This window comes from Chthonomonas sp. (genome assembly GCF_035294505.1).
Lineage (GTDB): Bacteria > Armatimonadota > Chthonomonadetes > Chthonomonadales > Chthonomonadaceae > Chthonomonas.
Map to the genome: position 1 here is coordinate 1 of NZ_DATGKU010000171.1, position 2,342 is coordinate 2,342.

The window sequence follows — 2,342 nt, forward strand, 5'->3', positions numbered from 1 at the left end:
TTAACCCCACCGATGGAAACCCGTTTTTCTCAGCCGCGCTTTGGGCGGCGCTCCCCTTGTGCGCCTTTTGCTTGTCGCCTCCGCTCCTTTAGTCCGTCATCGTCAGCGAAGATCTACCCACATATTGTGCTATAGAGCCCAGAAACCTAGAGTGGCAGAGACACGTCTTATCGTATCCCAACAATTACACGACGTGTTACCCCCGCTTGGCTTTGCTGCTGTGTTCGTCACCACTTAAGCTCGCTTGGAACGCGGCAACTTCGCGATCTCAGTCTCTGAAGCCAAAGCCTTGAGCTCTTCTATGCTCTTCTCCGGGAACACGATCCTTTCCTCAAATTCCCATCCACGGCGAGCATCGATTGCCAACCGGCTACGACTAATATAGTGCCGGAGTTCCTCTAAGCCATATTGACTGGCCAACAGTCGGGCACTGACGCCGGGCCGTTTGGCTCTGAGCACAAACCATTGTTCCAACTGCATCCATTTTTCTTGCTCAACATCTTCAGGGTGTTCTCTCAACAATTTGTCGCGTTTCGAAATATTGAAGTTCTCATGGAAGACACACCGATCTAAGTCCAAAGTAATTCGACTGATGTTAGAGTTATGAGCACCTCGGTGATAGAGAATCCGTTCCCCAGTAATGTCATATGCGATGCAATCTGGGGTCTGCGAGCAGGTAACAATATAATAGTGAAAATTGATCGCATGGGCTTGTAGCGAGATACCCGCAGAGTACGCGCTTGGCCATATCACCACTTCGGCCCCTTGGTCTGACAGGCGTCGCCACACTTCCGGAAAATTGACGTCGAAACAGGTTGCAAAGCCTACACGTCCAAAATCTGCATCATAGACGCGTGTTGCGTCGCCTGGCGAAACAGGAGGATGTACGTCGTATTCCCCCCAATAAGGGAAAACCTTATCGTAGACGCATGCGACATTTCCTGAACGATCGAGCAGTACAACCGAGTTGTATCTCTTCTCGCTGTCTCTTCGATCAATTGGACATGCAATGTATGTTTTGTGCTTTTTGGCTAAACGGCTCATCGCCGACACGGTTGGTCCGTGGAGTGGCTCCTCACTCGCCTGATCCTGCCCGCGCTCAAGCTCAGGCAAGGTAATGATATCTGGCCTGCGTGCCCCCTCTTCGTCCACGGTCTTGGCGATTCTTTCAAGAGGCCAAGTGCCCTCTTTGAAACCGATGCTTACGATGCGGACCGGGCGACCGATGCCGTCGTCCCAGCCGGATCCAACGCTCTCCCGTGCGTGGGTTCCTTCCTCCTGGTTTATTCGTTGAGCTCTTGTGCCGTTACAGTTGATGTCGGCAAGCGCAGTCACTCCTACTGCCATATTTTTAATAAATTCACGTCTTTTCATTTATTCAATCCTCCTAACCCGGCGCAGCCGGAATCAAACGGGAAAGTTGGAGCGATGTCAAATCGCCCTACGCCTGAATACAGAATGAAAGTGAAATGATGAAATATATTCTGCCAGAAAGAAACAGGTGCGAACTTCGAAGCTAACAATAAAAATTGTTCTTTATTCAGTTCGTGAGTCGATATTGGCGGATGTGGGTATCCACTTGACTTACCTAACCGCAACCGGTAGTATGCGGGCCGATGGAGGACTACCCTCGGACCGTCGCAGAGTTCGAGGCTCGGTTCAGGTTGGAGCGAGCCTGCCGCGAGTATCTGTTCCGGCTTCGGTGGCCGGAGGGATTTCGATGCCCGCATTGCACAGCCGCCAAGGCTTGGCCGTTGAGTTCGGTTCTGTGGCAGTGTGCGGGCTGCGGTCGCCAAATCTCCGTAACCGCTAGCACAATTTTCCAGGACACGCACACCCCGCTCATGCTTTGGTTTCGGGCGATATGGTGGGTGACCACACAGAAGAACGGCGTCAGCGCTCTGGGGCTGCAGCGGGTATTGGGCTTGGGAAGTTACCAAACCGCCTGGGCTTGGCTGCATAAATTGTGCCGGGCGATGGTGAGGCCGGGCCGGGAGCGGCTCGCCGGGGCGATCGAAGTAGATGAAACGTATCTCGGCGGCATAGAAAAGGGTATGCGGGGTCGGCAGACCGAGAAGAAGGCTTTGATCGCGGTGGCGGCGCAAGAAGAGGGCCACGGTATCGGGCGGATACGGATGCGACGGATCGCCGACGCCTCGGCCGCAAGCTTGATGCCGTTTGTGCGAGACTCCATCGAACCGGGCAGCGTCGTGCATACCGACGCGTGGTTGGGCTATGAGCCTCTGGAAAAGGAAGGCTACCGCCATCGGATCACCTTTCTTCGAGGTCATCAGAAATCACCGTCCGATCTGCTGCCACGGGTCCATCGGGTTATCTCGCTG

At 54.0% G+C, this 2,342-nt stretch carries 2 protein-coding genes; one reads left to right on the top strand and one right to left on the bottom strand.

What is annotated here, in order from left to right; all coding sequences use genetic code 11:
* Positions 1-234: 234 nt before the first annotated feature.
* Complete coding sequence (locus tag VKV18_RS09645) at positions 235-1,374, bottom strand: carbon-nitrogen hydrolase family protein (protein ID WP_324203997.1); 1,140 nt, start codon at positions 1,372-1,374, stop codon at positions 235-237.
* A gap of 242 nt (positions 1,375-1,616) precedes the next feature.
* On the opposite strand from VKV18_RS09645, the gene VKV18_RS09650 reads away from it, so the two are divergent.
* A partial coding sequence (locus VKV18_RS09650) for an IS1595 family transposase (protein ID WP_324203998.1) occupies positions 1,617-2,342 on the top strand: 726 nt, incomplete at its 3' end.

Bases quoted from the DNA above. Each gene is read 5' to 3' on its own strand.
- VKV18_RS09645 (WP_324203997.1), bottom strand. From the start codon at position 1,374: ATGAAAAGACGTGAATTTATTAAAAATATGGCAGTAGGAGTGACTGCG.